We start from the raw sequence: 23,800 nt of genomic DNA, 5'->3' as shown, positions 1-23,800 counted from the left end.
GCGCGACTTCACGAAAACCCGCAAAGCCGATAGCGCCGTTTGTCTGGCCGCTTGGCGGCTTGTGACGGAAGGCTTGCGATGCAGACTGTCGTTATCATCGTCCACCTCATGATCGTCGCCGTCCTGATCGGCGCAGTGCTGCTGCAGAAATCCGAAGGCGGCGGCCTCGGCATGGGAGGCGGCGCCGGCTTCATGTCAAGCCGCGGTACGGCCAATCTGCTGACGCGGACCACGGCGATCCTGGCAGTCGGCTTCTTCCTGACCAGTCTGTTCCTGTCCTGGTATGCGGGCTACGACCGCAAGCCGAGCTCGATCATCGGCGCCGGCGCGCCGGCCCAGCAGCAGCCGGCCGGTGGCGCCCCGGTATCAGCGCCGACCTCGGGCGGCATCCTCGATTCGCTGAAGAAGGCCGATCAGCAGCAGGGGCAGCAGGCTCCGGCGGCGCCGGCCGGCCCGCAGGCGCCACAGTCGCAATAAAGCAGGGTGGCCATGCAGGATGCTGTGCTGGTATCCTGCATCAGAAATACCCATCAATAGTCTGAAATCGCAGTCAATTTAACGGTCACCCACAGCCCGGCCGGTAGTTTGCCGGGGAGAGCCGATTCGTTTTGCGAATCGCAGGAAGCGGATTAAAGGTAAAGTCCCATGGCGCGGTACATATTCATCACCGGCGGCGTGGTCTCCTCGCTCGGCAAGGGTCTGGCTTCAGCGGCACTCGGTGCCCTGCTGCAGGCTCGCGGGTACAAGGTCCGTCTCCGCAAACTCGACCCCTATCTTAACCTCGATCCCGGAACGATGTCGCCGTATCAGCACGGCGAAGTGTTCGTGACCGACGACGGCGCCGAGACCGATCTCGATCTCGGCCACTACGAGCGCTTCACCGGACGGCCAGCCACCAAGGCCGACAACATCACGACCGGGCGCATCTATCAGGACATCATCTCCAAGGAACGCCGCGGCGACTATCTCGGCGCCACCATCCAGGTGGTCCCGCACGTGACCAACGCGATCAAGGAATTCGTGCTTGATGGCAACGACGGCTACGACTTCGTGCTGGTCGAGATCGGCGGCACCGTCGGCGACATCGAGGGCCTGCCGTTCTTCGAGGCGATCCGCCAGCTCAAGAACGAGCTGCCGCGCGACCACGCCGTCTATATTCACCTGACGCTTTTGCCGTACATTCCAAGTGCCGGCGAACTCAAGACAAAACCGACGCAGCATTCGGTGAAGGAGCTGCGCTCGATCGGCATCCAGCCGGACATCCTGCTGTGCCGCACCGACCGCGAGATTCCGAAGGAAGAGCGGCGCAAGCTCGGCCTGTTCTGCAACGTGCGCGAAAGCGCCGTGATCGAGGCGCGCGACGTCGACAACATCTACGCGGTGCCCGAGGCCTATCACGCCGCCGGCCTCGACGACGAGGTGCTGGCCGCGTTCGGCATCACTGCAAAGATCCCGCCGGCGCTGCAAAGCTGGAACGTGATCAACGAGCGCGTCCGCAATCCGGAAGGCGCGGTGACGATCGCGATCGTCGGCAAATATACCGGCATGAAGGACGCCTACAAATCGCTGATCGAGGCGCTCTCGCATGGCGGCATCGCCAACAAGGTGAAGGTCAATCTCGACTGGATCGAGAGCGAGGTGTTCGAGAACGAGGATCCGGCACCGTTCCTCGAGCACGTCAACGGCATCCTGGTGCCCGGCGGCTTCGGCCAGCGCGGCGCCGAGGGCAAGATCAAGGCGGCGCAGTTCGCGCGCGAGCGCGACGTGCCGTATTTCGGCATCTGCTTCGGCATGCAGATGGCCGTGATCGAGGCGGCGCGCAATCTGGTCGGCATCGAGGACGCCAACTCGACCGAGTTCGGCCCGACCAACGAGCCGCTGGTCGGCCTGATGACCGAATGGCTGCGCGGCAACGAGCTCGAGCGGCGTTCGCAGAGCGGCGACCTCGGCGGCACCATGCGGCTGGGGGCCTATCCCGCAGCGCTCAACCGCGGCAGCCGCGTCTCTCAGGTCTATGGCGGCGCGACCGAGATATCCGAGCGGCACCGCCATCGCTACGAGGTCAACACCGCCTACAAGGACCGGCTCGAGCAGCACGGTCTGCGCTTCTCCGGCATGTCGCCCGACGGCGTGCTGCCTGAAATCGTCGAGTACGAGGACCACCCCTGGTTCATCGGCGTCCAGTTCCATCCCGAGCTGAAGTCACGGCCGTTCGAGCCGCACCCGCTGTTTGCGTCCTTCATCGAGGCTGCGGCGAAGCAGAGCCGGCTGGTCTGAGCCGGCCGTCGACAAGGTCGGTCGGTTGGCGACGGTTTTCCTGATGCCGCTCACGCCGGCGTCGCGTACTCTTCCCTGGCGCGGCGCTCGCCGGTGATGCGCGCGACGGATGAATCGTCTGCCGGTGCCACCTCACGCGTGAGCAGCTTGTATTGCGGACGCCGCGTCAGCTTGTAAACGGCGGCCGGCGGCACATTGAGCAGCGCGCGATCGACCAGCGTGGCGCGCAGGCCCAAGCGGTCGAGGATCGGCCGCGGCACCGGGCAGCGCATGCCGTAGGTGAACTGATAGAATGCGCCGCCGGGACGCATGTAGCTGAACGCGCCGCTGACGATCGAGATCACCTTGCGCGGCGACATGTTGAGCAGCGGCAGGCCGCTGACGACAGCGCCGACCGGCGCGCCGACATAGAGCCGCTCTGAACCCAGCTGCGCCGCGTCCATCCACAGCACGCGCGCGCCCGGAAAGCGGAGCTGCAACAGCCGCATGAAGTCCGAGCCGTATTCGATCAGCGTGAGATCCTGCTGGCGCACGCCGCGCTTGAGCAACTGATACGTAAACGCGCCGGTGCCCGGGCCGAGTTCGAGGATCGGGCCGGTCGCCGCCGTGATGTCGCGCGTGATCAGCTCGGCGAGCGCTGTGCCCGAGGGCGCGATCGCGCCGACGCGGCCAGGCGCCGCCAGCCAGGCTGTGAAGAATGAGAGGAAGTCGTGTGCCATTTGCTTTCCCGGCAAGATGAGTTCGCGCCTCGATTCGATTTCAAGGCGTGAGACGTTCTGCAGGGTCAGCATTGCGACAGCATTGCGCAATGACACGTTCGCGCTATTCGGCGAACGGCGCCGTCGGCAGTGTTAGGCGGAAGCATGCACCGCCCTTCGGCCCGTCGAGCACGGAGACGTGACCGCCGTGCAGTCTTGCGATCTCGCGCACCATGTTGAGGCCGAGTCCGGCGCCGCGGTCGAGCGGCGCCAGCCGGTAGAACGGATCGAAGATCCGCGCGCGCTCATCCTGCGGAATGCCGTCGCCTTCATCCGTGACGTCGATCGTCGCCGTGCTGCCGACATGGATCGTGATGGTGCCGCGCCGGCCGCCATGTTGGATCGCGTTCTGCACGAGGTTGGTTAGCGCGCGCTCCAGCGCGGCACGGTCGCCCATCGTTTCGACCTGTTCGGCCGCGGTGTCGAGCGACAGCTCATAGCCGGCGGCGATCGCGAGCGGCGCGAGGTCGGCCGCGACGTTGCGCGCGACCGCGACGAGATCGACGCGGACCCGGGGATTGCGGCACTGATCGAAACGCTGGATGTCGAGCAACTGCTCGGCCAGCGTCGCAAGCCGGGCGGTATCCTCCAGCAGGCGCGTCTTCTCCGGGCTCGCCGGCAGCGCTTCCAGTCTGGTGTTGAGGATCGCGATCGGCGTGCGCAACTCGTGGGCGGCGTCGGCGACGAAGCGCTGGTGGCGCGCATAGCCGTGGTCGAGCCGCTTCAACGCGTCGTTGATGGCGGCAACCAGCGGCGCGACCTCGAGCGGCAGGTGGTCCGCCGACAATCGGCTGCCGCGCCGTCTGAAATCGATCCGGCGCGCTTCCTCCGCCGCGGTGTCCAGCCCGGCGAAGGCGCGCTTGACCACCATCGGCGTCGCCACGAAGGTTGCCGCAGCCATCAGGAGAAGGCCGGGCAGGGCGATGGCGAGAAAGGCCACTGAGGTGGCGAGCACGGTGCGGGCGCGCGACATAGGTCCCTGCGTCGCGGTCATGATCTGCACGAGGCCGACATCGGCGTGGACGCGCTTCATGCGCGCCGGCGCCTTGCGCGGATCGTCCTCGAACATCTGCCAGCCGAGCCGCGCCTGGCTGATCTCGCTGAGCGCATCGCCGAGCCGGGCGAATTCGCCGGGCACCGGACCTTCCGACAGCGAATGGCCCTGCGGATCGCGCACCACGAACCAGAGATCGGGCGTGTTGGCACGCAACTCGTTCAGCTCTGCCGTCGGGCGCAGTACGAGGCCGCCTTGCACATCACGCGCCAGCGAACGCTGCACGATGGCGATGACGTGGTCTTCATCGCGGGGCACCACCAGCACGCCGGAGGCGCAGAGGGCGCCGATCAGCAGAACGATGAGCGTCACCAGCAGCACCGCCTGCAGCGCGACCAGCCGCCAGCTCAAATACGAGCGCAGGCAATAATTGTCGGCGGCTTCGCTCATGAGGTCTGCTTCAGGAGATAGCCGACGCCGCGGATGCTGTGGATCTCGATCCCGGCGTCGCTGTCGGCGAGCTTGCGCCTGAGACGCGAGACATGGGTGTCGAGCGCGTTCGACTGGATCTCGTCGTCGAAATTGTAGACGGCTTCCTCCAGCGCGCCCCGCAGCACGGTGCGCCCGGTCCGCCGCAGCAGCGCCTCCAGAACGAGCAGCTCGCGCCGCGGCAGATCGAGCGGGCGGCCATCGATGCTGACCTCGCGATGGCTGCAGTCGAAGGCGACGCGTCCGGCGCGGATGACCTCGAACTGCACGCTGGCGGGGCGGCGCAGCACGGCACGCAGCCGTGCCAGCAATTCCTCCACCGCGAACGGCTTTGCCAGGTAGTCGTCGGCGCCGCTGTCGAGGCCGCAAATGCGGTCGGCGAGGTCGCCGCGTGCCGTCAGCACGATGATCGGCACGCCGTCTGCCCGTGCCCGCAGTTTCGGGATCAGCGTGAGGCCGTCGCCGTCAGGCAGCTGGCGGTCGAGCAGGACGGCGCTGTGCACGTCGGCGGAAATTGCTTCCTCGGCGTCGGCAAGGGTCGGCACATGGTCCACCACCATGTCGTAGGCCTTCAGCGCCTGCGACAGCGCCGCGGCCATTTCGGCTTCGTCTTCCACCAGCAATATCCGCATGTCTTCGCTATTCAGGTCTCGAACCGCCGGTTCTAGGGCCGCCAACATTGCAGCAACATTGCGGGACTGCTGCGGGCAGGACGGGCAGGGGTGCCATGCTGTCACCCCTCAAGACAGCCGGGAACCCGCTCGCTATAACCCCGGCGCCAACAATAGGGGAGAGCGCACCAATGATCTACGAGACCCGCGTCTATCGTTGCCTGCCGGGCCGGCTGCCGGCGCTGCTCAAGCGCTTCGAGACCATCACGCTGAAGCTGTGGGAGAAGCACGGTATCAAGCAGGCCGGCTTCTTCACGACGCTGGTCGGCGAATCCAACCAGGAGCTGACCTACCTTTTGGCCTGGGAATCGCTTGCCGAGCGCGAGAAGAAGTGGACCGCGTTCCAGACCGATCCGGAATGGATCGCGGCGCGCGCCAAGACCGAGGAGGACGGCCAGATCGTGCTCAACATCGTCAACCAGCTCCTGGTGCCGACGTCGTTCTCGTCGGTGAAGTGAGGCGCCGCGATCAGCCTTAGCTCTATCCCCGTCATTGCGAAGCGGAGCAATCCATGCTTCCGCGTATGCCGCGTCATGGATTGCTTCGCTTCGCAATGACGGGGGAGGCATTTGCGCCCACCCTCTTGGGAAGCGAAAATGCCGCAGCCGCGCTACTGCGCGCAGCCCGAGGTCTGGTCGCCCTGGCGCACCATCGGCTTGCCGTTGATGAAGACGCCGTTCGCGCCCGAAGCGGTCTTGCCGCCGCAATGGGTACGGTCGCCGACCACGACCGCCGGCTTGCCATTGATCAGGACGTTGGGCACGCCCTCGACCAGCGGGCCGCCATTGCTGGTGGTGTCGCCGCTGCGCGCAGCCGGCTTGCCGTTGATGGTGACGCCGGTGGCGCCGCTGGTGACGACGCCGGGCTGGCTGGCTGTCTGGGCGAGCGCCGGCCCCGCAAGTATGGACAGCGCGACGGCGGCAGCGATCACGAGCGATAGGCGCATTGTCCCTCACGGTATTGGTTCCCGGGCAGCTTATGGCGGCGGCTGGGGCAGGAATGTGATAGCACGGCGCACCCACGGCGTCAGCGCAACCCCCTCCATCGCGGGGGCGGCTTGATCCCTCAAGCTGCAGATTGCATGGTCGGGCCGCGAAAGGATGCAGCATTTTGACCAGTCACACTTCCGCGCAGGCCGCCGCGCCCGTCGTCGCCGTTGGATCGGTGCAGTTCGGCAACGCCCTGCCGCTCCAGATCATTGCCGGTCCCTGCCAGCTCGAGAGCCGCGCGCACGCGCTCGAAGTCGCCTCTGCGCTGAAGGAGATCGCCGCGCGGCTGAAGATCGGTCTGGTCTACAAGACCTCGTTCGACAAGGCCAACCGCACCAGCGCCACCGCCGCGCGCGGCATCGGCCTTGCGCAGGCGCTGCCGATCTTTGCCGAGATTGGCTCGTCGCTCGGGCTGCCTGTCTTGACCGACGTGCATGAACCTGCCCAGTGCGCCGAAGTGGCGCAGGCGGTCGACGTGCTGCAGATTCCGGCCTTCCTGTGCCGGCAGACAGACCTGCTGCTGGCTGCGGCAGCGACCGGCAAGGTCGTCAACGTCAAGAAGGGCCAGTTCCTGGCGCCGTGGGATATGGCCAATGTGGTCAGCAAGATCACCAGCGCCGGCAACGCCAATGTGCTGGTCACCGAGCGCGGCGCTTCGTTCGGCTACAACACGCTGGTCTCCGACATGCGCGCGCTGCCGATCCTGGCGCGCACCACCGGCGCGCCGGTGATCTTCGACGCCACCCATTCGGTGCAGCAGCCGGGCGGCAAGGGCGCCTCGTCCGGCGGCGAGCGCGAGTTCGTGCCGGTACTCGCACGCGCCGCCGTCGCGGTCGGGGTTGCCGGCGTGTTCATCGAGACCCATCCCGATCCCGATCACGCGCCTTCCGACGGCCCGAACATGGTGCCGCTCCGCGATTTCGAATCCCTGGTGAAGCGGCTGATGGACTTCGATTCGCTCACCAAGACCATGGTCTGACGCGGCGGATCGGGACGTGACCGCAACCAGCGGCATGCCGCCGGCCCTCAATGTGATCACGCTGGCGACCTTCGCGGCGAGCCTCTCGGTGCGCGCGCTCGATCCGGTGCTGCCGCATGTCGCCGAGGATTTTTCCGTCAGCATCGCGACCGCGGCGAGCTTTGCCGCGGTGTTCGCCTTCACCTTCGCCGCGGTGCAGCCGGCGATCGGCGCCGCCGCCGACCTGTTCGGCAAGGCGCGGCTGATGACGATCTGCCTCGCGTTGCTCGGCCTCGCCAACATCCTCGGCGCGTTTTCGACGTCGTTCCCGATGCTGTTCGTGACCCGCATCCTCGCCGGCATCGGCTCGGGTGGCGTCTTCCCGGTGGCGCTGTCGCTGACCTCCGATCTCGTGGGTCCCGAGAAGCGGCAGCTTGCGATCGGGCGGACGCTGGCGGGATCGATGACCGGTAACCTGCTCGGTGCGACGGCCTCCGGCCTGATCGGCGACCTGCTCGGCTGGCGCGGCGTGCTCGCGGTGCTCGGCGCTCTCGTCATCATCGTCGCGCTGGCAGTGGCCGCAGGCTTCCGCGGCGCCGAGTTGAACCGTCCGCCACGCTCCAGCCTGAAGGCGCTGCGTCACGGCTACCGCACCATCTTCACCAATCCCAATGCACGGATCTGCTACTCGGCTGTCTTCGTCGAAGGCTGCTGCGTGCTCGGGCTGTTTCCCTTCATCGCCGCGTTCCTGTTCGAGCTCGGCGAAACATCGCTGTCGATCGCCGGCATCGTCATCGCCGGCTTTGCGATCGGCGGACTTATCTACACGCTGACGGTGTCGCGCCTGCTGCCGCGGCTTGGCGTCAGGGGCATGATGGTGGTCGGCGCGACGTTGGTCGCAACCCAGCTCGTCGGCGTCGCCTTCGGGCCGCTCTGGAAGCTGCAGATGGCTGGCCTCTTGGTGATGGGCCTCGGCTTCTACATGATCCACGGCTGCCTGCAGGTGTTCGCCAGCGAGCTGTCGGTCGAAGCGCGCGCCACCGCGCTGTCGCTGCATTCGTTCTTCTTCTTCATGGGCCAGACCGTCGGCCCGATCGCCTATGGCTTCGGCCTGCAGCACGCCGGCAAGACGCCGACCTTGATCTCGGCCGCCGCCGTGATGGTCGTGCTCGGCTTCATCTGCGCACGATTTCTGCGGCAGGGTCCGCCGGCTGACGCCGCGGCGCGGCGGGACGTCATGCCGTGAGCGGACAGCCCGCCTTTCGGGTTAGCGCCGGATTCTCGCCGGCGCGCCAGGAAACCTGGCCGGACCGAGTAACCGCGGATTAACTCTACCTGTTTACTCTACGGTCAGTAGTCGGCTGGTCCGAAATCTTGTCGTGCCCGTCGGGTTGGAGTTTGGAATGGCGGGTCAGCACACAGACGGCAGCAAGGCGATCAGCGCCATCATGCGCGACGCCGGTGGTCAGGTTTCGGACAGTGTCGATTTCAAGGATGTGACGGGCATCCTGTTCAGGCGTAAGCACTGGATTCTCGGAGTGGCCGCGGCATTTTGCGCGATAGCGACAATGTATGTCGCGATCGCCCGGCCTACCTATACTGCAACCGCCGAGGTCTACGTCGATCCTCGCGACCGCCCGACTCCCAAGGAGGAGCCGTCGGTGCAGAACTCCGTGCCCGGCGACGGCCTGCTCCTCGTTGAAAGCCAGTTGAAGATCATCACATCCAGCGAAGTGTTGTCACGTGTCGTCGACGAGATGAAGTTGGCGAGCGATCCGGATTTTAACGGCCGCAGCGGCGTCACCGCGACCATCATGGGTCTGCTCGGGTTGTCGCAGAACAAGCCTGCCGAGCTCGTCGCCTTGCGCAATTTGCGTTTGAACACCGCGGTCAAGCGCAATGACCGTTCATTCGTCATCGACATCATGGTTTCGGCCCGCACGCCGGAGCAGGCGGCCAAGCTCGCCAATGCCGTGGCCAATGCCTTTCTGGAAGGCCAGGCCAGCGCGAACTCGAATTTCAACCGGCGCATCTCCGACGCGATCACATCGCAACTGGACCGGATGCGTGCCGCCGTCAACCAGTCGGAACAGGCCGTTGCAGCCTACAAGGCCGCCAACAATCTGGTGGGCGCGCGAAACCGATTGGTGACCGAGCAGGAGCTTGACGAGGCCAATACCCAACTGACCAACGCGAAGACCCGGCTGAACGAGATACTGGCGCGCGTCAAGGTGATCGAATCGATCGAAGCCGGCGGCGCGCAGCTGGACTCCCTGCCGGAAGCGGTCCAGTCCGCGACGATCGCGCAGCTTCGCGCCCGCGCAGCGGATGTATCCCGCGAAGAAGCGCAACTGGCGCTGATCAACGGACCCAATCATCCCGCGCTCCGCGCCGCGCGCGCCCAGCTCCAGGACGTTCAGGTCGCGATCAAGAACGAGGTCAAGCTGATCGCCGCTGCGGTCCGAAACGCGGCCGCTGGCGAACGGACAAATGTCCAGACCCTCCAGGCGCGCTTCGATTCCTTGAAGAAGCTCTCGGAGAACAACGAAAAGGTCATGGTGCCGCTGCGCGAGCTGGAGCGCAAGGCGGACTCCGATCGCGCCCTCTACGAGACGTTCCTGGCAAAGGCCAAGACCGCGGGCGTGCAGGAGGTGATCGACACCACCAATATCAGGTTGATCTCGCAAGCCTCGCCGCCGGATCGCAAGAGCTGGCCTCCGACCACGATCATCTTGGCCGCGGCCTTGTTCGGTGGGCTTAGTCTGGGCATCGTCCTGGCTTTGGCGCGTGAAAGTCTCGAAAATGGGGGCAGGGGCGCGCCGAAACCGAACACGCGGCGGGTCAGCGTCTCGCCGCCGGTGCAGCCGGAAGCCGTCCCTCCCGTGAGAGCGGAGCGCCCGGTACGATTGCGCGATTTTTCGGCGGAACTGCTCAGCGCGCCCACTGGGCATTCGGTGTTGCTGGTCCGTGCCTCGTCCGACGACGCCTCGCTTGACCTGACCGCACTGGAGCTGGCGCGTTCGCTCGAGGAGGCGGGGCAGAAAGTGCTTGTCATCGATGCCGATCTGGCGCGTTTTCCCGTGACGTCGCGATTGCGGTTCGGCCAGCGTCCTGGGCTTCGTGACGTGCTCGCCGGCAAATCGACCATTGGGGACGCGGCCTGCGCGTTGGGAAGAACGAACATTCGAATCGTTCCGGTCGGCCTGACGAAATTGGCTTCGGCGGACCATCAGATGCGCTATTTGCTTTCGACTGCTCTGAAGGAGGCACGCGAGTTCGAGCGCGTCATCATCGACGGCGGCGAACTGGGCGGCACACCGTCTGAATTCGGGCTCTACGCCATGGCTGATGAGGTGATCTTCCTGGAGTCGGCGAGAGGCGCCAAGACGGACGATGCGCGGGTTCTGGCCGAGTTGCTGAAGCACAACCGGATCAAGGCCAGATCCGTCGTTGTGGAGGCTGATCCCGAAACCGTGGCGGCATGATTGGCCAACCGCATCGCCGAGGACCGAGGCCTTGATGAAGCGCTCGCGCTCGGGTCCGAGGTTGCAAAGCGCCAGGTTGTTGACATCTTCATCATGGTCTCTGCGCTGTTCCGGTGGCGAGATGTCCCGGCGATTGCGTGACCTGACAAGGATCACTTCATGGCCGTCCTGGCATTGGACCCGCATATCGCTCCGCCCGCCATCGTGCTCCAGGTCGCCGATCGCGAGCGGCCCGCGGCGGGCGGCGGCCGGCTGCTGCCGTCGGGTTTTCTGAGCACGTCGGGCAGCCAGATCGTCGACGCCGGCGGCCGCAGCGTCCGTATCGCATCGATCGGCTGGAATGGTACGGACAGCCCGCCGGGCGCCGTGCTCGCGGGCCTCTGGCAGGTCAGCTACCGGACCGTGCTGGATGCGATCGTGGCCGGTGGATTCAACACGGTCAGAATCCCCTGGACCGACGCCGGCCTGGATGTGCCGCTCAACGGCTACAATGATCGGCTCGGCTGGATTCACACCAGCCTGAACTGGGATCTGGTTGCCGATCCGGCGCCGGACGCGAACGGGCGTTATCGATACGTCACCACATTGCAACTGTTCGAGAAGGTCGTCAGCTACGCCGGGCAGATCGGCCTGAAGGTGATTTTCGACCATCACACCAACGAAGGGACCGAGCAGAAGAACGGCCTGTGGTTTGATCTCGGACCGGGAAGCGCGGGGAGGGACGGCGGCGTCAAAGGTCGAGTCACCGCGGAAACGTTCAAGCAGAACTGGGTGCGGATCGCGCGGACGTTTGCCGGAAATCCCACGGTGATCGGTTTCGATCTCCACAACGAGCCGAACGGCGAGAAGGGGCTCATCACCTGGGGCGGCGGCGGACCGACCGACATCAAGGCGATGTGCGAAACCGTGGGCGCGGCGATCCAGTCGGTCAACAGGGACGCGCTGATCATCTGTCCCGGGCCGTTCTTTTACGCGCCGCCGCCGGCAGCCTCGGGCATGGATCCGGGATTCGCCACGCCGTCGGGAAATCTCACCGCCGCGGGCACCAATCCGGTGAAGCTGCCGATCGCAAACAAGCTGGTCTACACCGTTCATGAGTACCCGGACGAAGTGTCCGACATCGCGCGATTTGATCTCGCGCAAAGCGGAGCGGCCTATGTCGATCGGATGAACCGTGGCTGGGGCTATCTGGTCCGCGACAACATCGCGCCGGTCTGGATCGGCGAGATGGGCTCCTCGCTGCGGACGCAGGCCGATCGCGATTGGGCCGCGACACTGATCGGCTACATGTCGGGTGACTATGGCAACCAGGGCGGCCCGACGTTCGGCCCCGGTCAGCAACCGATCAGCGGCAGCTGGTGGTTGATCGGCCCGTCAAACGATCCGCCCTATGGCATCCAGACCGAGTGGGGGATCGGAAACTTTCGTTCCGAGCAGCGGGACATCACCGACCGTATGCTGATGCGATAGACAGCAGCACCGCAAACCCCGTCCGGACGATTCAAGCCGCAATTGTGGTCCTGCGTCATGTTCGCTCTAGCCCCGCCCGCGATAGGGCGCGACGCCCTGGTCGGGGACCCAGATGCTCTTCGGCAGGCGGCCGGTCTGGAAGAACACGTCGATGGGGATGCCGCCGCGCGGATACCAGTAGCCACCGATGCGCAGCCATTTCGGCTTGATCTCGCTTGCGATGCGCTTGCCGATCATCACGGTGCAGTCCTCGTGGAACGCGCCATGGTTGCGGAAGCTCGCGGCGAACAGTTTCAGCGACTTGGATTCGAGCAGGAAGCGGCCCGGCACATAGTCGATCACCAGATGGGCGAAATCCGGTTGTCCCGTCACCGGGCAGATCGAGGTGAACTCCGGCACCGTGAATCGCACCAGATAATCGGTACCAGCCTGCGGATTGGGCACGCGGTCGAGCTGCGCCTTTTCCGGCGTGTCGGGCCACTCCACCGCGCGGCCGAGTTGCAGGCCGGCTGACATCTTCGATTTGCTGGACTTTTTCGCCATTTATCGGTCTCCGTGCGCTGTCTTTACTCAATGACGACGGATCAGTCACCCGGCCTTTTCCACCCCGATGCGTTGCGGTAGAAGCAGCGCCATCCGACCCCTCACTGCCATAAGAGGTTCTCATGACTGCCATCATCGACATCATCGGCCGCGAAATCCTTGATAGCCGGGGCAATCCCACGGTCGAGGTCGATGTCGTGCTTGAGGATGGGTCGATCGGCCGCGCGGCGGTGCCGTCGGGCGCCTCGACCGGCGCGCATGAGGCGGTGGAACTGCGTGACGGCGACAAGGCCCGCTATCTCGGCAAGGGCGTGCAGAAGGCGGTTTCGGCCGTCAATGGCGAGATCTTCGAGGCGCTCAGCGATCACAGCGTCGAGGACCAGGTCGCGATCGACCAGATCATGATCGATCTCGACGGCACGCCGAACAAGAGCCGGCTCGGGGCCAACGCCATCCTCGGCGTCTCGTTGGCCTGCGCAAAGGCGGCGGCCGAATCCTTCGACATGCCGCTTTATCGTTATGTCGGCGGCACCTCGGCGCGGACGCTGCCGGTGCCGATGATGAACATCATCAATGGCGGCGTGCATGCCGACAATCCGATCGACTTCCAGGAGTTCATGATCCTGCCGGTCGGTGCGAACAGCTTCGCCGAGGCGCTGCGCTGCGGTTCGGAAATCTTCCACACGCTGCGCGGCGAACTGAAGAAGGCCGGCCACAACACCAATGTCGGCGACGAGGGCGGCTTCGCGCCGAACTTGCCGTCGGCCGATGCCGCGCTCGACTTCGTCATGAACGCGATCGGCAAGGCCGGTTACAAGGCGGGCGGCGACGTTCTGCTCGGCCTCGACTGCGCCTCGACCGAATTCTTCAAGGAAGGCTCCTACGTCTATGGCGGCGAGAACAAAACCCGCTCGCGCTCGGAGCAGGTGAAGTATCTCGCCGATCTGGTCGGCCGCTATCCGATCGTCACCATCGAGGACGGCATGTCCGAGGACGACATGGACGGCTGGAAGGAGCTGACGGACGCGATCGGCAAGAAGTGTCAACTGGTCGGCGACGATCTGTTCGTCACCAACGTGACGCGGCTCGCTGACGGCATCAAGAACGGCCGTGGCAACTCGATCCTGGTCAAGGTCAACCAGATCGGCACGCTGACCGAGACGCTGTCCGCGATCGAGATGGCCTACAAGGCCGGCTACACCGCCGTGATGTCGCACCGCTCGGGCGAGACCGAGGACTCCACGATCGCCGACCTCGCGGTCGCGACCAATTGCGGGCAGATCAAGACCGGCTCGCTGGCGCGCTCCGACCGTACCGCCAAGTACAACCAGCTGCTGCGCATCGAGCAGCAGCTCGGCACCCAGGCCAAGTATGCGGGCAGGGCGGCCTTGAAGGCGCTGGCCTAGCGCCCCAACTGATCGGAACCAAGACTATAAAACAACCAAGGCTATAAAACAGGGAGGTCGGGATGAGCGACGGCAAGAGCGGGCTGCAACTGCGTTCGCTGCTCAAGAAGAATGGCGAGCTGGAGATATCGCTGGTCAACGTCCCGACCCCCGAGCCCGGACCCGACGAGGTCGTGGTCCGGGTCGAGGCGACGCCGATCAACCCGTCCGACCTCGGTTTGCTGATCGGTCCCGCCGACATGTCGGCGGCCAAGGTCTCCGGCACCAGGGAGTTGCCCGTGGTGACCGCGCGCGTGCCGGAGGCAGCGCTCGGCGGGCTGGCCGCGCGGCTCGACGAGTCGATGCCGGTCGGCAATGAGGGCGCCGGCGTCGTGATCCGGACCGGTTCGTCCGACGCCGCCAAGGCGCTGATGGGCCGCACCGTGGCGATGATCGGCGGCGCGATGTATGCGCAGTATCGCACGCTGCGGGTCGGTGAATGCCTGCCGCTGCCCGATGGTACCACGCCGGCCGAGGGCGCATCCTGCTTTGTCAATCCGCTGACCGCGCTCGGCATGACCGAGACGATGCGGCGCGAGGGTCACAAGGCGCTGGTGCACACCGCGGCGGCCTCCAACCTCGGCCAGATGCTCAACAAGATCTGCCTCAAGGACGGCATCGGCCTCGTCAACATCGTGCGCAACAAGGAGCAGGCCGACATCCTGCACAAGATCGGCGCCAAGCACGTCGTCGATTCCACCGCACCGAGCTTCATGGACGACCTGACCAACGCGCTGGTCGAGACCGGCGCGACGATCGCGTTCGATGCGATCGGCGGCGGCAAGCTCGCCGGCCAGATCCTGGTTGCGATGGAGACTGCCATCAACAGAAGTGCAAAAGCCTACAGTCGCTACGGCTCGAACGTGCACAAGCAGGTCTATGTCTACGGCAGCCTCGATACCCGCGAGATCACGCTGCCGCGCGGCTTCGGCATGGCCTGGGGTGTGGGCGGCTGGCTGCTGTTCCCGTTCCTGATGAAGATCGGTCCGGAGGCCGGCAACAAGCTGCGCCAGCGCGTGGTGGCGGAATTGAAGACGACGTTCGCCAGCCACTACACCAAGGTGGTGTCGCTGCAAGAAGCGCTGCAGCTCAGCAACATCGCCGTCTACAACAAGCGCGCCACTGGCGAGAAATTCCTGATCAACCCGAACAAGCCAATGTAGCCGCGCGAGCGTGCTCAAATGTCCGTAGCAAGGGAGATTCCGTAGCCCGGATGAGCGCAGCGCAATCCGGGGCGTCCCAGCCGCGGACATAGCGGCCCCGGACTTCGCTGCGCTTCATCCGGGCTACGAAGCCTGGTCGCGGTCGAAGGCCAGCGCTCGCAAACGCCGCTGGCGCTCGAGGGCGTGGCCGATCAGCACGTCCATCAGCTCGGACTGCGGCAGGCCGCTGGCCTCCCACAGCCGCGGATACATACTGATATTGGTGAAGCCGGGCAGCGTGTTCGCCTCGTTCACATAGGCCTGCTCGCCGTGCAGGAAGAAGTCGATCCGCGCCATGCCTTCGCAACCGAGCACACCGAACGTCTCGATCGCGAGCGCCCTGATGCGATCGGCCAGCGCCTCCGGCACGTTGGCCGGCACCTGAAGCAGCGCGCCATCGGCATCGAGATATTTCGCGTCGTAGGAGTAGAAGCCGTGCTTGTCGGAGGGGACGATCTCGCCGAGCTGCGATGCGCGGATCTGGCCGGCGGCATCCTCGAGTACGGAGCACTCGACTTCGCGGATCGGCGCGAGCCCGCGCTCGACCAGGATCTTGCTGTCGAAACGAAATGCGAGCTTGCAGCAGGCCTCGAACTCAGCCGCATTGCGCGCCCGGGAAACGCCGACCGATGATCCCATGTTAGCCGGCTTGACGAACACCTCATGCGCGCCGACTGCAGCGGCTGCCTCGTCATAGGCAATGGGAGTTGCCGCCGACATCGCGACGTAGGGCACGATCGGCAGGCCCGCGTCGCGCATCAGCCGCTTGGCGACGTCCTTGTCCATCGCGGCGGCCGATCCCATCACGCGCGAGCCGACATAGGCGACATCAGACAGTTCGAGCGCGCCCTGAACTGTGCCGTCCTCGCCATTAGGGCCATGCAGCACCGGGAACACGACATCGAAGGCTGGCAATTCGCGCGGCGCGTCCGCCGCGCCGCCGAACGCCAGCGCGCGGCCGTGGCCGCCGGGCAGCAGAGCGAGTTGCGGACCATCGTCCGGGATAACAAGCGCGGTGCCACCGGCGCCGGCGTCGTTGCCCACATCGGCGACGATCCAGCGGCCGTCGCGGGCGATGCCGATCGGGGTTGCGTCATAGCGCTCGGGATCGAGCGAGCGCAGCACGTTGGCTGCCGATGCGCGCGAGACGTCATGCTCGGCCGAACGGCCGCCGAACAGAATAGCAATCCTCTTCTTGAGCTCTGCCATCGCCTTTATGCTCGGAGGGGCTGGATCACACGACGGCAACATATTCAAACGAACATGTCTAGAACCCTGGAGACGGTGCGGTCGGGGCTGGTCGATCGCCAACCAGCCAAATTCCATGAACGCTGCGTTTCCGGAATTGAATGATCCATGCACTTGCATCTTTTTTGCCGCGCCGGTAGGTCAAGGCTGCCGGTTCCGGTTCACACGCCAAACGCCCGAAGGAAATCGCTATGGCCTATAACATCGTCACGATCGTCGGCAGCATTCGCAAGCAGAGCTTCTCGCTCAGGGTTGCCAATGCGCTGGCCAAGCTCGCGCCTGCCTCGCTCAAGCTCGACGTCACCACGCTCGAGGGCATTTCCTTCTTCAACCAGGACCTCGAGGCGGCACCGCCGTCGGACTGGCTGGCCTTGCGTGACAAGATCCAGAAGTCGAATGGCGTGCTGTTCGTGACCCCCGAGTACAACCGTTCGATCCCGGGCGTGCTGAAGAACGCGATCGACGTCGCCTCGCGGCCCTACGGCAAGAGCTCGTTCCTCGGCAAGCCGGTCGGCATCGTCTCCAATTCGCCGGGCCCGCTCGGCGGTGTCAGCGCGGCCAAGCATCTGCAGAACATCCTGCCGGGCATCTGCGGTCCGATCCTCGGTCAGCCGGAGACCTATCTCAACGGCATCGGCGATGCCTTCGACCAGAGCGGCGAGCTGGCCAAGGAGTCGCTCAAGGGCGTGCTGCAGCAATATCTCGACGCATTCGCCGCGTTCATCGAGAAGCAGAACCGATAACCCAATCCTTAGCGGTCCATTAACCGCCATGGCCGCATGGTCGCGGCCATGGTCTCCCGCACGCGACTCAAATCGATCCTGACCGGTCTCGCCCTCTACACGATGGCGGCACTGATGGTTGGCTATTTCGGGGTCAATGCCTACACCGGCAAATACGGTCTCAACGCCCGGCAGGAGCTCGATCAGGAGATCATCGCGCTGACTTCCGAGCTGGCGCGGTTGAAAAAGGAGCGGGCCGAAAGCGAGCAGCGGGTATCGCTGCTGCGGACCGACCGCGTCGATCCCGACATGCTGGAGGAGCGTGCGCGCTACCAGCTCGACTACGCCAATCCGCGGGATTTGGTTCGGATCATCAAGCCGAATTGACGCGTTCTCAAATTTCAAAAACATCCACGTGCTATCACAAAAGTGTCGCGCCGCGTTGCAGTGCGGCATGGCAAAATTCCATCCAGCGAACGCACTCCTTCCAAGGCGATTTGAGTTGGGTTAGAGAGGGTTTTCCAACTTCTCTCACCCGGAATTGCCATGGCCGCACCCAAGAAAACCGTCGCGAAAGAATCTGGGCAGGAGAAGGCCGGATCTCCGCCCGAGCTCAGCAACGAGCAGGAACTCAAGGCCTTGCGCGACATGCTGCTGATCCGCCGCTTCGAGGAGAAGGCCGGCCAGCTCTACGGCATGGGTGCGATCGGCGGCTTCTGCCATCTCTATATCGGCCAGGAGGCGGTGGTCGTCGGCATGCAGATGGCCCTCAAGCTCGGCGATCAGGTCATAACCGGGTACCGGGACCATGGTCACATGCTGGCCTGCGGCATGGAAGCCAAGGGCGTGATGGCCGAACTGACCGGGCGCCGCGGCGGCTATTCCAAGGGCAAGGGTGGCTCCATGCACATGTTCAGCCTGGAGAAGCACTTCTATGGCGGTCACGGCATCGTCGGCGCGCAGGTCTCGCTCGGCACCGGGCTCGCCTTCGCCAACCGCTATCGCGGTAACGATTCCGTCAGCGTGACCTATTTCGGCGATGGCGCGGCGAACCAGGGCCAGGTCTACGAAAGCTTCAACATGGCCGAGCTGTGGAAGCTGCCGGTGATCTATGTCATCGAGAACAATCGCTATGCAATGGGCACCTCGGTCTCGCGCGCCTCGGCGCAGCAGGATTTTTCCAAGCGCGGCGCCTCCTTCAACATCCCGGGCAAGCAGGTCGACGGCATGGACGTGCGCGCCGTGAAGGCCGCGGCCGACGAAGCCGTGGCGTGGTGCCGCGGCGGCAACGGCCCGATCATCCTGGAGATGCAGACCTACCGCTATCGCGGCCACTCGATGTCCGATCCCGCCAAGTACCGCACGCGGGAGGAGGTCGAGAAGGTCCGCCACGACCAGGATCCGATCGAGCAGGTGCGCAACCGTCTGCTCGCCGCCGGCTCGAGCGAGCAGGACCTCAAGGCGATCGACGCCGAGGTACGCGAGATCGTCAACGAGTCCGCCGATTTCGCCCAGCACGATCCGGAGCCCGATCCGTCGGAGCTCTACACCGACGTCTACCGCTGACCCACCCGCGCAGAAGAACCTTCAAGACTGATTTCCGGGAGCTGTTATGCCCATTCAAGTGCTGATGCCTGCGCTGTCGCCCACCATGGAAAAGGGCAACCTCGCCAAGTGGCTGAAAAAAGAAGGCGAGACCATCAAGTCCGGTGACGTCATCGCCGAGATCGAGACCGACAAGGCGACGATGGAGGTCGAGGCCACCGACGAGGGCACGCTCGGCAAGATCCTGATCCCGGAAGGCACCGCCGACGTCGCGGTCAACACGCCGATCGCCACCATCCTCGCCGACGGCGAGAGCGCCGCCGATCTCGCCAAGGCGCCGGCCGCTCCGGCGCCGCCGAAGGCCGAAGCCGCGCCGGCTGAAGCCAAGGCAGAGGCGCCAGCGCCGAAACCCGCGGCGGCGCCGGCCGCGCCTGCCGCCGTTGCACCACTCGATCCGGAAGTGCCCGAAGGCACCGAGATGGTGACGCAGACCATCCGCGAAGCGCTGCGCGATGCGATGGCCGAGGAGATGCGGCGCGATCAGGACGTCTTCATCATGGGCGAGGAGGTCGCCGAATATCAGGGCGCCTACAAGGTGACCCAGGGCCTGTTGCAGGAGTTCGGCGCGCGCCGCGTGATCGACACGCCGATCACCGAGCACGGCTTTGCGGGCGTCGGCATCGGCGCGGCGATGGCCGGCCTGAAGCCGATCGTCGAGTTCATGACCTGGAATTTCGCCATGCAGGCGATGGACCAGATCATCAACTCCGCCGGCAAGACGCTGTACATGTCCGGCGGCCAGATGGGTTGCTCGATCGTGTTCCGCGGTCCGAACGGCGCCGCCGCGCGCGTTGCCGCGCAGCACAGCCAGGATTACGCCGCCTGGTACTCGCAGATCCCGGGCCTCAAGGTGATCGCGCCGTATTCGGCCGCCGACTACAAGGGCCTACTGAAGGCCGCGATCCGCGATCCCAATCCGGTGATCTTCCTCGAGAACGAGGTGCTGTACGGCCACACCGGTGAGGTGCCGAAGCTTGCCGACTTCATCGTCCCGATCGGCAAGGCCAAGATCGCGCGCCCCGGCAAGGACGTCACCATCGTCTCCTGGGCGATGGGCATGTCCTATGCGCTGAAGGCTGCCGAGGAGCTCGCGAAGGAGGGCATCGAAGCCGAGGTTGTCGATCTGCGCACCATCCGCCCGATGGACACCGAGACCATCATCAACTCCGTGAAGAAGACCGGCCGTGCGGTCACGGTCGAGGAGGGCTGGCAGCAGAGCGGCGTCGGCGCCGAGGTCGCGGCGCGGATCATGGAGCAGGCCTTCGACTATCTCGATGCGCCGGTCGCGCGCGTCTCCGGCAAGGACGTGCCGATGCCCTATGCCGCCAATCTGGAAAAGCTCGCTCTGCCCTCCGTCGCCGAGGTGGTCGCGGCCGCCAAGGCCGTGTCCTACCGGTAACGCCGATGACCGGTCCCAAGGAGCAGCCGCTGCCGCCTGACGTGATGGACCGCGAGGACGCCGTCGAGGTGCTGCGCGCCTTCGTCGTCGACGGCGGCCTGTCGATCGCATTCCAGCGCGCCTTCGAGGAGCCGGACATGTGGGGGCTGATGCTCGTCGACATCGCCCGTCACGCCGCGCGCGCCTATGCGCGCGAGAGCGAATATACCGAGGACGAGGCGCTGGCGCGCATCGTCGAGATGTTCGAAGCCGAAATCGCCCGGCCGACCGACACGGGCAAAACCATGCCGCGGTCGCAACAAGGTCACTGACATGCCGATCAACATTCTCATGCCCGCGCTGTCGCCCACGATGGAGAAGGGCAACCTTGCCAAGTGGCTCAAAAAGGAGGGCGACCAGGTCAAGTCCGGCGACGTGATCGCGGAGATCGAGACCGACAAGGCGACGATGGAGGTCGAGGCGGTCGACGAGGGTACGATCGCGAAGATTCTGGTGCCCGAGGGCACGCAGGACGTGCCGGTCAACGACGTCATCGCGGTGCTCGCCGGCGACGGCGAGGACGTCAAGGCGGCGGCCAGCGCTGGCGGCGGAGCCGCACCCAAGCCGGCCGAGGCGCCAAAGTCCGCCGAAGCGCCGAAGCCTGCCGCCGCAGCGGCGGCGCCTGCGCCGGAAGCGAAGGCAGCAGCGGCTCCTGCACCGGCGCCGCAGCCTGCTGCAGCGCCCGCCGCCGCACGGGCCAATGGCCACGGCCGCATCTTCTCTTCGCCGCTGGCGCGACGCTTGGCGAAGGAAGCCAACATCGATCTCGGCCGCATCACCGGCACTGGTCCGCACGGCCGCGTCATCGCGCGCGACGTCGAGGACGCCAAGTCCGGCAAGGGCCTGAAGGCGCCGGCGGCTGCGCCCGCTGCTGGGCCGAGCATTGCGCCGTCGATGTCCGACAAGCAGATCCTGGCATTGTTCGAGCCGGGCTCCTACGACGTCGTGCCGCATGACGGCATGCGGCGGACCATCGCGCAGCGCCTGACGGCGTCGGTGCAGAACGTGCCGCACTTCTATCTCACCATCGACTGCGACATCGGCAAGCTGCTCGCCGCGCGCGAGGAGATCAACGCCGCCGCGCCGAAGGACAAGGAGAAGAAGCCGCTCTACAAGATCTCGGTGAACGACTTCGTCATCAAGGCGATGGCGGTGGCGCTGCAGAAGATCCCGAACTGCAACGTGAGCTGGACCGAGAGCGGCATGCTCAAGCACAAGCATTCCGACGTCGGCGTCGCGGTGGCGATGCCGGGCGGCCTGATCACCCCGATCATCCGCAAGGCCGAAACTAAGACGCTGTCGACCATCTCCAACGAGATGAAGGATTTTGCGACCCGCGCCCGCAGCCGCAAGCTGAAGCCGGAGGAATACCAGGGTGGCACCACGGCGGTGTCCAACCTCGGCATGTACGGCATCAACCATTTCACGGCCGTGATCAATCCACCGCATGCGACGATCCTTGCGGTCGGCACCTCGGAGGAGCGCCCCGTCGTGCGCGGCGGCAAGATCGAGATCGCCCACATGATGAGCGTGACGCTGTCCTGCGATCATCGCGCCATCGACGGCGCGCTCGGCGCCGAGCTGATCGGGGCCTTCAAGCAACTGATCGAAAACCCCGTGATGATGATGGTCTGACGGGCGTCCGCCATGTACGCGATCTACGGTCCGTACGTCCTGCTCGCAGCCATCGCCATTGCGTCGATCATTGCGGTCAATCGTGACCTCGTCTCGACGATCCAGTTCAGGATCATGATCATCGGCGCGGCCGTGCTCGCACTGGTCTGGACGGTGATCCTGGGGATGGTCTGGCCGGAACATGGATAATGGCCGACAGACGGATCACGCGCTGGCCCTGGATCTCGCTGCTGCTGTCGGCCGCGGCCGTGCTCAATCCGGTTGGACTGGATATCCTGCGCTCCGCCTTCTTCTCCGGCGAGCAGCTGTCGCGGAGCATCGGCCAGGCCGTCGTGCTGATCGCCGCGATCATCATGGGCCTGGTCGTCGCCGTCGAATGGCTGGCCAGGTTGTTGATCACAAGAAGCCGCGCCCGCGGCGTCACAAGTTGAGTTGAATGGGAGCCGACATGGCCGACACATCCTTCGACGTCATCATCATCGGCTCCGGACCCGGCGGATACGTCACGGCGATCCGCGCCGCGCAACTCGGCTTCAAGACCGCGATCGTCGAGAAATCCTATCTCGGCGGCATTTGCCTGAACTGGGGCTGCATCCCAACCAAGGCGCTGCTGCGCTCGGCCGAGATTTATCACTACATGCAGCACGCCAAGGATTACGGACTGTCGGCCGACAACGTCTCGTTCGATCCGAAGGCCGTGGTGCAGCGCTCGCGCGGGGTCTCCAAGCGGCTCAACGACGGCGTCGGCTTTCTGATGAAGAAGAACAAGGTCACGGTAATCTGGGGCGACGCCACCATCGACGCGCCCGGCAAGATCACGGTGAAGAAGTCCGCGGTGGAGGCGCCAAAGGGCGCCAGCGGCGAGGGCACCTATCAGGCAAAATACATCATCGTCGCGACCGGCGCGCGGCCGCGTGTGCTGCCCGGGCTGGAGCCCGACAAGAAGCTGGTCTGGACCTATTTCGAGGCGATGGTGCCGGAGCGGATGCCGAAGTCGCTGCTGGTGGTCGGCTCCGGCGCGATCGGCATCGAGTTCGCCTCGTTCTTCCACACCATGGGCGCCGACGTCACCGTGGTCGAGGTGCTGCCGCAGATCCTCCCCGTCGAGGATGCCGAGATCGCGGGCCTGGCGCGCAAGCGGTTCGAGAAGATGGGCATCAAGATCATGACCTCGACCAAGGTCACGAAACTGGAGAAGAAGGCCGACAGCGTGGTCGCGACCATCGATGACGGCAAGTCGCCGCAGACCAAGGAGTTCGAGCGCGTCATCTCCGCGGTCGGCGTGGTCGGCAACATCGAGAATCTCGGGCTGGAGAAGTTAGGGGTGAAGACCGACCGCGGCTGCATCGTGATCGACGGCTACGGCAAGACCAACGTGCCCGGCATCTACGCGATCGGCGACGTCGCGGGTCCGCCGATGCTGGCGCACAAGGCCGAGCACGAGGGCGTGGTCTGTATCGAGGCGATCAAGGGCCTGCATCCGCATCCGATGGACAAGCTGATGATCCCGGGCTGCACCTATTGCCATCCGCAGGTCGCTTCGGTTGGCCTCACCGAAGCCAAGGCGAAGGAGGGCGGCCGCGAGATCCGCGTCGGCCGCTTCCCCTTCGTCGGCAATGGCAAGGCGATTGCGCTCGGCGAGGATCAGGGCCTGGTCAAGGTCGTGTTCGACAAGAAGACCGGGCAGCTGCTCGGCGCGCACATGATCGGCGCCGAGGTCACCGAGCTGATCCAGGGCTATGTCGTCGCGATGAATCTGGAGACCACGGAAGAGGAACTGATGCACACCGTGTTCCCGCATCCGACATTGTCCGAAATGATGAAGGAAGCGGTGCTCGACGCCTACGGCCGGGTGCTGAATATCTAAGTCC

The 23,800-nt window shown here is 65.2% G+C and carries 25 protein-coding genes; 19 read left to right on the top strand and 6 right to left on the bottom strand.

Annotated features, from left to right (window positions below):
• The first annotated feature begins 78 nt into the window (after nucleotides 1-78).
• Together secG and pyrG are read left to right on the top strand one after the other, a co-directional pair.
• Nucleotides 79-477 (top strand): preprotein translocase subunit SecG, encoded by a 399-nt coding sequence (gene secG, locus J6500_RS01280; RefSeq protein WP_225710852.1) that lies wholly within the window; start codon nucleotides 79-81, stop codon nucleotides 475-477.
• Between the two features lie 168 nt (nucleotides 478-645).
• On the top strand, nucleotides 646-2,277 hold the full coding sequence (gene pyrG / locus J6500_RS01275) for a CTP synthase (RefSeq protein ID WP_225710851.1): 1,632 nt from the start codon (nucleotides 646-648) through the stop codon (nucleotides 2,275-2,277).
• A 50-nt stretch (nucleotides 2,278-2,327) separates the two neighbouring features.
• Here pyrG and J6500_RS01270 read toward each other — a convergent pair whose 3' ends face one another.
• The 3 genes from J6500_RS01270 to J6500_RS01260 form a co-directional block, all read right to left on the bottom strand.
• Nucleotides 2,328-2,996 (bottom strand): class I SAM-dependent methyltransferase, encoded by a 669-nt coding sequence (locus J6500_RS01270; RefSeq protein WP_225710850.1) that lies wholly within the window; start codon nucleotides 2,994-2,996, stop codon nucleotides 2,328-2,330.
• A 103-nt stretch (nucleotides 2,997-3,099) separates the two neighbouring features.
• Complete coding sequence (locus J6500_RS01265) at nucleotides 3,100-4,479, bottom strand: sensor histidine kinase (protein WP_225710849.1); 1,380 nt, start codon at nucleotides 4,477-4,479, stop codon at nucleotides 3,100-3,102.
• Nucleotides 4,476-5,150, bottom strand: coding sequence for a response regulator transcription factor (locus J6500_RS01260; protein WP_225710848.1), 675 nt, complete (start codon nucleotides 5,148-5,150; stop codon nucleotides 4,476-4,478). The genes J6500_RS01265 and J6500_RS01260 overlap by 4 nt, the downstream gene beginning before the upstream one ends.
• A 170-nt stretch (nucleotides 5,151-5,320) precedes the next feature.
• Between J6500_RS01260 and J6500_RS01255 the strand changes: the two genes are divergently transcribed.
• Nucleotides 5,321-5,647: an NIPSNAP family protein gene (locus J6500_RS01255; RefSeq protein ID WP_225710847.1), complete on the top strand. Its 327-nt coding sequence runs from the start codon at nucleotides 5,321-5,323 to the stop codon at nucleotides 5,645-5,647.
• Nucleotides 5,648-5,799: 152 nt separating this feature from the next.
• On the opposite strand, the gene J6500_RS01250 is transcribed toward J6500_RS01255, so the two are convergent.
• Nucleotides 5,800-6,135 (bottom strand): PAAR domain-containing protein, encoded by a 336-nt coding sequence (locus J6500_RS01250; protein WP_225710846.1) that lies wholly within the window; start codon nucleotides 6,133-6,135, stop codon nucleotides 5,800-5,802.
• Nucleotides 6,136-6,299: 164 nt separating this feature from the next.
• Between J6500_RS01250 and kdsA the strand changes: the two genes are divergently transcribed.
• From kdsA to J6500_RS01225, 5 genes are all read left to right on the top strand, one after another.
• On the top strand, nucleotides 6,300-7,157 hold the full coding sequence (gene kdsA / locus J6500_RS01245) for a 3-deoxy-8-phosphooctulonate synthase (protein WP_225710845.1): 858 nt from the start codon (nucleotides 6,300-6,302) through the stop codon (nucleotides 7,155-7,157).
• A gap of 34 nt (nucleotides 7,158-7,191) precedes the next feature.
• Complete coding sequence (locus J6500_RS01240; protein WP_225711052.1) at nucleotides 7,192-8,382, top strand: MFS transporter; 1,191 nt, start codon at nucleotides 7,192-7,194, stop codon at nucleotides 8,380-8,382.
• Nucleotides 8,383-8,539: 157 nt separating this feature from the next.
• Complete coding sequence (locus J6500_RS01235) at nucleotides 8,540-10,621, top strand: GumC family protein (RefSeq protein ID WP_225710844.1); 2,082 nt, start codon at nucleotides 8,540-8,542, stop codon at nucleotides 10,619-10,621.
• On the top strand, nucleotides 10,622-10,762 hold the full coding sequence (locus J6500_RS01230) for a hypothetical protein (protein ID WP_225710843.1): 141 nt from the start codon (nucleotides 10,622-10,624) through the stop codon (nucleotides 10,760-10,762).
• Between the two features lie 18 nt (nucleotides 10,763-10,780).
• Nucleotides 10,781-12,091, top strand: a complete 1,311-nt coding sequence (locus J6500_RS01225; protein WP_225710842.1) for a glycoside hydrolase family 5 protein — start codon at nucleotides 10,781-10,783, stop codon at nucleotides 12,089-12,091.
• A gap of 66 nt (nucleotides 12,092-12,157) precedes the next feature.
• Here the strand turns inward: J6500_RS01225 and queF are convergent, their stop codons facing one another.
• Nucleotides 12,158-12,634, bottom strand: a complete 477-nt coding sequence (queF, locus tag J6500_RS01220) for a preQ(1) synthase (RefSeq protein WP_225710841.1) — start codon at nucleotides 12,632-12,634, stop codon at nucleotides 12,158-12,160.
• 122 nt (nucleotides 12,635-12,756) lie between these two features.
• On the opposite strand from queF, the gene eno reads away from it, so the two are divergent.
• Complete coding sequence (gene eno, locus J6500_RS01215) at nucleotides 12,757-14,040, top strand: phosphopyruvate hydratase (RefSeq protein ID WP_225710840.1); 1,284 nt, start codon at nucleotides 12,757-12,759, stop codon at nucleotides 14,038-14,040.
• A 62-nt stretch (nucleotides 14,041-14,102) separates the two neighbouring features.
• Nucleotides 14,103-15,242 (top strand): zinc-binding dehydrogenase, encoded by a 1,140-nt coding sequence (locus tag J6500_RS01210; RefSeq protein WP_225710839.1) that lies wholly within the window; start codon nucleotides 14,103-14,105, stop codon nucleotides 15,240-15,242.
• A gap of 123 nt (nucleotides 15,243-15,365) precedes the next feature.
• Here the strand turns inward: J6500_RS01210 and J6500_RS01205 are convergent, their stop codons facing one another.
• On the bottom strand, nucleotides 15,366-16,490 hold the full coding sequence (locus tag J6500_RS01205) for a D-alanine--D-alanine ligase family protein (protein WP_225710838.1): 1,125 nt from the start codon (nucleotides 16,488-16,490) through the stop codon (nucleotides 15,366-15,368).
• 230 nt (nucleotides 16,491-16,720) lie between these two features.
• On the opposite strand from J6500_RS01205, the gene J6500_RS01200 reads away from it, so the two are divergent.
• From J6500_RS01200 to lpdA, 9 genes are all read left to right on the top strand, one after another.
• A complete protein-coding gene (locus tag J6500_RS01200; RefSeq protein ID WP_225710837.1) occupies nucleotides 16,721-17,272 on the top strand; it encodes an NADPH-dependent FMN reductase in 552 nt (183 codons plus the stop codon).
• A 48-nt stretch (nucleotides 17,273-17,320) separates the two neighbouring features.
• Nucleotides 17,321-17,638 carry an FtsB family cell division protein gene (locus J6500_RS01195; RefSeq protein ID WP_225710836.1) on the top strand — a complete coding sequence of 106 codons (318 nt, stop codon included), beginning with the start codon at nucleotides 17,321-17,323 and terminating at the stop codon, nucleotides 17,636-17,638.
• Between the two features lie 159 nt (nucleotides 17,639-17,797).
• Nucleotides 17,798-18,817: a pyruvate dehydrogenase (acetyl-transferring) E1 component subunit alpha gene (gene pdhA / locus J6500_RS01190; protein WP_225710835.1), complete on the top strand. Its 1,020-nt coding sequence runs from the start codon at nucleotides 17,798-17,800 to the stop codon at nucleotides 18,815-18,817.
• 46 nt (nucleotides 18,818-18,863) lie between these two features.
• Complete coding sequence (locus tag J6500_RS01185) at nucleotides 18,864-20,255, top strand: pyruvate dehydrogenase complex E1 component subunit beta (protein WP_225710834.1); 1,392 nt, start codon at nucleotides 18,864-18,866, stop codon at nucleotides 20,253-20,255.
• 5 nt (nucleotides 20,256-20,260) lie between these two features.
• Nucleotides 20,261-20,566, top strand: coding sequence for a DUF5076 domain-containing protein (locus J6500_RS01180; protein WP_211986686.1), 306 nt, complete (start codon nucleotides 20,261-20,263; stop codon nucleotides 20,564-20,566).
• A 1-nt stretch (nucleotide 20,567) separates the two neighbouring features.
• Nucleotides 20,568-21,929 (top strand): pyruvate dehydrogenase complex dihydrolipoamide acetyltransferase, encoded by a 1,362-nt coding sequence (locus J6500_RS01175; protein WP_225710833.1) that lies wholly within the window; start codon nucleotides 20,568-20,570, stop codon nucleotides 21,927-21,929.
• A gap of 12 nt (nucleotides 21,930-21,941) precedes the next feature.
• Entirely contained in the window at nucleotides 21,942-22,118 is a 177-nt protein-coding gene (locus tag J6500_RS01170) for a hypothetical protein (RefSeq protein WP_225710832.1), read from the top strand.
• On the top strand, nucleotides 22,118-22,360 hold the full coding sequence (locus J6500_RS01165; protein ID WP_225710831.1) for a hypothetical protein: 243 nt from the start codon (nucleotides 22,118-22,120) through the stop codon (nucleotides 22,358-22,360). Before J6500_RS01170 ends, J6500_RS01165 begins: the two co-directional genes overlap by 1 nt.
• A 17-nt stretch (nucleotides 22,361-22,377) precedes the next feature.
• Entirely contained in the window at nucleotides 22,378-23,796 is a 1,419-nt protein-coding gene (gene lpdA / locus J6500_RS01160; RefSeq protein ID WP_225710830.1) for a dihydrolipoyl dehydrogenase, read from the top strand.
• The last annotated feature ends 4 nt before the right edge of the window (nucleotides 23,797-23,800 follow it).

The sequence above is a fragment of the Bradyrhizobium semiaridum genome, from assembly GCF_020329505.1.
GTDB lineage: Bacteria > Pseudomonadota > Alphaproteobacteria > Rhizobiales > Xanthobacteraceae > Bradyrhizobium > Bradyrhizobium semiaridum.
Note: the sequence above shows the minus strand (reverse complement) of the source record. Positions and strands in the feature narration are given on the sequence as shown.